Origin of the sequence: Rathayibacter tritici (assembly GCF_002932875.1) — a bacterium.
GTDB lineage: Bacteria > Actinomycetota > Actinomycetes > Actinomycetales > Microbacteriaceae > Rathayibacter > Rathayibacter tritici.
Map to the genome: position 1 here is coordinate 1 of NZ_PSWS01000082.1, position 5057 is coordinate 5057.

Below are 5057 nucleotides of genomic sequence, written 5' to 3' on the forward strand. Positions count from 1 at the left end.
TCCGCCCTCGGCTTCCGCAACCTCACCAACTACATCGCCCGCAGCCTGCTCGAAACTGGCGGCTTCAGACCCCGACTACACCCTCAATTACGATGAGCCCCATTACGCCGCGGCCACCCCTCGTAGCCGACACATGCGCACGGCCTGTCTACTTCCATCCTCGGCGCCATCGCATCCCCCCGAAGGCTGACCCGAGAACAACTGTCTGTCCCGGCGCCCGCGCCGAGCCCGCAACCTCACCGTCGGCCCGAAACTCTCCATGCAGTGGACTTCGAACAGAAGCGCAGTCGACGACGGAAACCGACACGCGGTGTCATTCCCCACGCTCGTCTACACAACTCTTTGCTTCGCGCCGGCACTCGTGCAGACGACCGTGAACGTCTAGCCGCTCAAAGGTCGCCTGCACCACCGACGTGACCGCGGCGAGCCTGTCCCGTAAGGGCATCGGCTATCGAGACGGTCGCCATAGCGAGGTTCGGCTCATTCATCGATCGTGCCACGCTCGCGGAGTACGAGCGGGAGTTCATTGTCGAACGGGTCAACGCCGGCATCGCCGCAGCCCGTGCGAGCGGGACTCGCTTCGACCGGCCCCTGTCGAATCCGGTGGTCATCGCGGACAAGCTCGCGATCGCCATCGACGCCCGAACCCGCGGCCCGCGCAGCGCAGCATGGCCTGGGCGGTAGCGATCTTGGAATCGGACCCAGCCAACCGGAGCGGTGGCCCCACTTCGGGAGCGCGGAGCCAAACCTTATTGATCTAAGTGAAAAAACGGGCGAGCATCAAACCTACGCGGACGCAGCCCGTTCTTCGAGGGACGAGCACCAGGCATCTCGTCTATCTGGGGGAACATGAGGTCATCAAGAAGACTGTCGACGACGGGACTACTTGCCGTCGCAGCGCTCGTAGCCGGAGGGACGCTGTTCTCAGATTCAGCCGCATCCGCAGAGGAAGCCACCAACGCGCCTCTCGCAGCCATCGCGGCTGTCGCGCCCGAGGTTGTCGCGCGGGCAGAACCGTCTCACGTAGAGAGCACCACTGACGGAAATCGCCTGTCCTTGCCCACAGGCTCAGTTCTGGCCCCCATCGACGCGAGCGACGGAGTCCTCATCACCGTCGGAGACACTAGTGCGACGGTGACGCTGCCCGCGTCCGAGACCGCCGTCGCTTCGAGCAGCAATGACGCCGGTGTCACTTACAACAACGGAGACAGCTCGTCCACCGTCGTGTTGGCAAATTCGGACAGCTCCGTCACCTTCGTGTCTGTCCTCGACGGATCTCAGGCCCCATCACGCTACAGCTACACCTACAGCAACACCGGCGTACTGAGACAGGCCGATGACGGCGGAGTGACCATCTGGGAAGGCGAAACCATGGTCGGGTACTTCCTGAACCCATGGGCCACCGACGCAAGCGGCACCGCTGTCCCGACTCACTACGAAGTTACCGGCAACACGCTGACTCAGGTCGTGGATCACACCAGCGGGTCGTTCGAGTACCCCATCATCGCGGACCCTACTCAGAGCCTCGGCGGCAACTCCTTCTACTCGAACATCACGCTGATCATCGATATGGCTACGGCGAAGAACATCGTCTCGGTCACGCCGGCTCCGAACATCGTCTGGAGTCGCTTGCCGCGCAGCACCGGAATCCCGCCCTACGACGCTCTCGTGCCCTCGAGCTACGAGGGCAACAAGTTCCACGACCAGCTCGTCTGCCACTGGGCTAACGCCGGTTACGCCAAGGTGCCGTGGAACCTCGACTCTTGGCGGCCCGACGTAGGCTATGCGGCAACCGTTGCAGCCCTCTGCAACCCGAACTAAGGAGAAACAGTGAAGCTGATTGCTGCCACAGCACTAATTGTTCTTGGGGCTGCGCTCGTGGTCTTCGGCGCAGGGCACGAACTTCAAGCCGGAGTCGCCGCGGACCGCGACCAGACCGCTGGCGTGCTGAACCCGGTGATGATCGTGGCGATCGCCGCGGGTGTAGTCGGCGTGCTCTCCGGTTTGTTTCTGCTCTACAAGAACTACGAGAGCTGGCGGAAATCACACGGTGGTGCTCGTGGATGACGCCACGATGGACATCGTCACGGGTATCGCTGTGCCGGCGGCCTCGATCCTCGTTTCGACGTGGGTGGCGATTCGGCTAGCGAGGTCGGAACGGAAAGCCGCGGCGGCGGCACGAGTTGAAGAACGGATCGATGCGGCGTTCGCCCGAGCGCTCACTGCTCTCGCCACCCTGAACACGATCAACCTCCGCACGGAGTCGATCGCAGAACCGATGCGGGAGCTTCGTGTCGCCCTCACGCTGCTCAACGCAGCGACACCGCCGGCTGACCACGATCTTCTGGCGGAGTGGTTCGAGGCCGAACGGCTCGCGGGCAGCACACAGGGCGAGGAGTCGAGGCAACTGCTCAACTTGGTTCCGCAACCGCTGCAGTCCGACGCGGACGTGAAGAAAGCCGTAGCCGCAGGCGCTCCGGTGAACACCTGGGCCCGACACTTCGCGAACAATCTGCGTCGCTGGCGCCGCAGGGGCGCCTCCGATGCAGAGCTGCGGAGTCTCATCGACTTTGCGAAAGCGCGGCTGACCGGCGCGAGCTCGGCCTAAATCACACCGTCGCTGGTTGTGTAGCGCCGTGGACACGTCCAGGGTCTGGTGGGAGGGCCTTTCCGAGTCAGAATGAGGTCGTGAGGCTTCTCGGATATACGCGTGTGAGCACGTCGAGTCAGGGCGCGCAGTTGCAGGTCGACGCGCTCGTCGCCGCCTGCGTGCCGACGTGACGTCCGGCAGCAATACCGCGATCGAGCGACGCGGGATGAAGAAGCACGGTGGAGCGGACTAGAAGGTCACCGTGAGCCTGCTCGTCGTGGCCGGCTACTTCGACGCCGCCCTCGACCTCTGGGACAGTCGAAACAGACCCCCCCGAGCTGCGCTGACGGGGCTCGCCGTAGGCTCCCGCCGTGGGAGTTCGAGGGTCAGGTGAGGCGGCGGCGAAAATTTTGCGCCGGCCGAGCTACCTCGCTACACCGGGACGCCTCCGGCCACGTCCTCTCAGCCTCCAGGGGAGATGGCCCTGGCCTCCACGGCGGATGCCCACACCCACAGGCGCCGTGTGGATCCGTCTTCACTCCATTCGACCATGACCGCTCGGCGGGTCCGGGCGAGCGCAAGCCCAGCGACCCGTACGGACGTCGCGGGGTATCGGATCCATGCCCAGACGGGCCGCGGAACGCGCGCCCAGGTCGGCCGCTGTCGCGTCTTGTCGAGTTCCTCCTCGGTCAAGCCGAGGGGGGAGCCGCGGTGCGCGAACTCCTCGATCCGACGGTCGATCTGCGCCCCGACGTGGCGCTCGTAGCGGCGATTCGTACCCATGAGGAGAGTAGAACATACGTTCTAGTTCTGAAGAAGTCCGGCGGTCTCCTCGCCTCACCCGCCCATCATCGGCGTGACTCGGTCGACGCGAGCAGACCTCGATGGCACCCCATTCCCCCGCCGTTTCGGGTCATCCGGCAGCAGCCCTTGATGGCGCAGAATCACGTGAAGCGTGATTCTGCGGCGATCCCGCGAAGCTCTCGTGAACGGAGAGACGTGCTGGGGTCCTCATCTCTCGGGGAAGGTGCTCTGTCGCCGCTGCGTGAGGGCACCTCGCGCGCCCGGAGCGGGGAACGCTGGGGGGGGTGTGAGGGGCGTGCCCCTCACCGAGGACAGCGGCGCACGCCTCCTCCCCAGGTGCGAGATCCCCGCGCTCTCCACAGATCGGCCCACCAGCTGTCCGGCGGCGACGTCGTGGTTCCTACGGTGTGGCCATGAGTACTGATCCTGTCCACCCGTCCTGCTGTCCCTGCTGCTTCTGCAGGGAGGAACTGGCTGCCTGATGGTTCTCCACCATCGCTCAGCCGCCGCCCGATACGGAGGACTCGTGCGGCGGAAGCGCTGCTCCGCTCGGCTGCAACCGGAGCGCTCTCGCGGACGGCGCAGCGCGCGCCGAGGGGCGGGGGTTCTGCACTCGGGTCGTGGCGGCTCAGGTGCAGGAGCCCCAGAGCCCGACGCCGGCTGCTCGAGCGGTGTCCTGCTCGGCGCGGAATGACGCCTGATACCGGTAGGCGGAGCGGTTGTAGGTGTACTCGCGGGCGTATCCGCCGGCGAGAAGCTCGCGCTCCAGGTTGTGAGCGGTACCGTCCGGGCCGGGGTACCACAGGTAAGCGAGGGCGCGGCCGTAGCGGTCGGTGTCTCCTTGACTGTCGTCGCGTTCGAGGTATGCGCTCGATCCGGCCGGGAGGAGGCTTTTCGTCTGCGCGGACGCCTCCGGGCCGAAACACTGCACGGCGGTGTTGGGCTTCACGGTCTCGGGGGTGTCGGCGCCGAGCCCGTGCCACGCGATCGCGCCTACGAGCGCGAGGACCCCGAGCACGCTCACACCGGGGACGATCCGGCGGCCCCGCCGGCGGCGGAGCGCTGCTCGCGGCCGGCGGGTCACCGGGTCTCCCGCGAGTCGGAGGCGACGCCGTGCGCCGCCTCCGTAGGAGAGGCGGTGGTGCGTCGTGACGCGCGGTGCGTGGTGACGACGGCGGTCGCGTGGGCGAGGTTGGGGCCGTTGGCGTCCGCTTCGAGGACGCGGCCGCTGCGGCGGTTCCCTTCCTCGCCCCATGCGACGGTGCGCTCGTAGCCGACGACGATCACGCCGTCTCCCGTGTGGAGGGAGGAGAGCACGTGCTCGCCCAGCTCGAACTTCGCTTCCACGAAATGCGTCGTCGGGGCCTCATGCGGGGTCCACTCCCCCGCCCGGTATTCGCCGGTGTTCTCGATCACGCGCAGCTTCACGATTTGCACACGCCCGACCCGCTGAGGTGCCCCATTCTTTCTGGACCACCGCGGAATTGGTAGGATTACCGCGATGACCGAAAGGAAGGCCCGGGATGTCCAGTTCCCGTGGGAAGTATTCTCCGGAGTTCCGCGCGGAGGCAGTGCGCGAGGTGATTGATAGGTCGCGATCCGTCGCGGACGTCGCTCGAGAGCTCGGACTGGTTCCGCAGACCCTCACTAATTGGGTGGCTGC

7 protein-coding genes and 2 pseudogenes are annotated in these 5057 nt (G+C 66.0%); 6 read left to right on the forward strand and 3 right to left on the reverse strand.

The window, feature by feature from the left end; translation table 11 throughout:
• Window positions 1-495 precede the first annotated feature (495 nt).
• The 5 genes and pseudogenes from C5D07_RS16230 to C5D07_RS15035 all read left to right on the forward strand — a co-directional run.
• Window positions 496-684 (forward strand): annotated as a pseudogene (locus tag C5D07_RS16230) (recombinase family protein); the annotation flags it as partial.
• A 372-nt stretch (window positions 685-1056) separates the two neighbouring features.
• Window positions 1057-1821 (forward strand): DUF2599 domain-containing protein, encoded by a 765-nt coding sequence (locus tag C5D07_RS15020; protein ID WP_170063566.1) that lies wholly within the window; start codon window positions 1057-1059, stop codon window positions 1819-1821.
• A gap of 9 nt (window positions 1822-1830) precedes the next feature.
• Window positions 1831-2067, forward strand: coding sequence for a hypothetical protein (locus C5D07_RS15025; RefSeq protein WP_104271920.1), 237 nt, complete (start codon window positions 1831-1833; stop codon window positions 2065-2067).
• On the forward strand, window positions 2060-2608 hold the full coding sequence (locus C5D07_RS15030; protein WP_146076816.1) for a hypothetical protein: 549 nt from the start codon (window positions 2060-2062) through the stop codon (window positions 2606-2608). The genes C5D07_RS15025 and C5D07_RS15030 overlap by 8 nt, the downstream gene beginning before the upstream one ends.
• A gap of 80 nt (window positions 2609-2688) precedes the next feature.
• A pseudogene (locus tag C5D07_RS15035) lies at window positions 2689-2825 on the forward strand (recombinase family protein); the annotation flags it as partial.
• A gap of 227 nt (window positions 2826-3052) precedes the next feature.
• Here the strand turns inward: C5D07_RS15035 and C5D07_RS15530 are convergent.
• The 3 genes from C5D07_RS15530 to C5D07_RS15535 form a co-directional block, all read right to left on the reverse strand.
• Window positions 3053-3373 (reverse strand): hypothetical protein, encoded by a 321-nt coding sequence (locus C5D07_RS15530; protein WP_146076817.1) that lies wholly within the window; start codon window positions 3371-3373, stop codon window positions 3053-3055.
• Window positions 3374-4022: 649 nt separating this feature from the next.
• Window positions 4023-4418 carry a thermonuclease family protein gene (locus C5D07_RS15040; RefSeq protein WP_170063567.1) on the reverse strand — a complete coding sequence of 132 codons (396 nt, stop codon included), beginning with the start codon at window positions 4416-4418 and terminating at the stop codon, window positions 4023-4025.
• 56 nt (window positions 4419-4474) lie between these two features.
• On the reverse strand, window positions 4475-4810 hold the full coding sequence (locus C5D07_RS15535) for a single stranded DNA-binding domain-containing protein (RefSeq protein ID WP_146076819.1): 336 nt from the start codon (window positions 4808-4810) through the stop codon (window positions 4475-4477).
• Window positions 4811-4917: 107 nt separating this feature from the next.
• Between C5D07_RS15535 and C5D07_RS16490 the strand changes: the two genes are divergently transcribed.
• Window positions 4918-5057: transposase (locus tag C5D07_RS16490; RefSeq protein WP_146079777.1), on the forward strand; the 140-nt coding region annotated here is incomplete at its 3' end.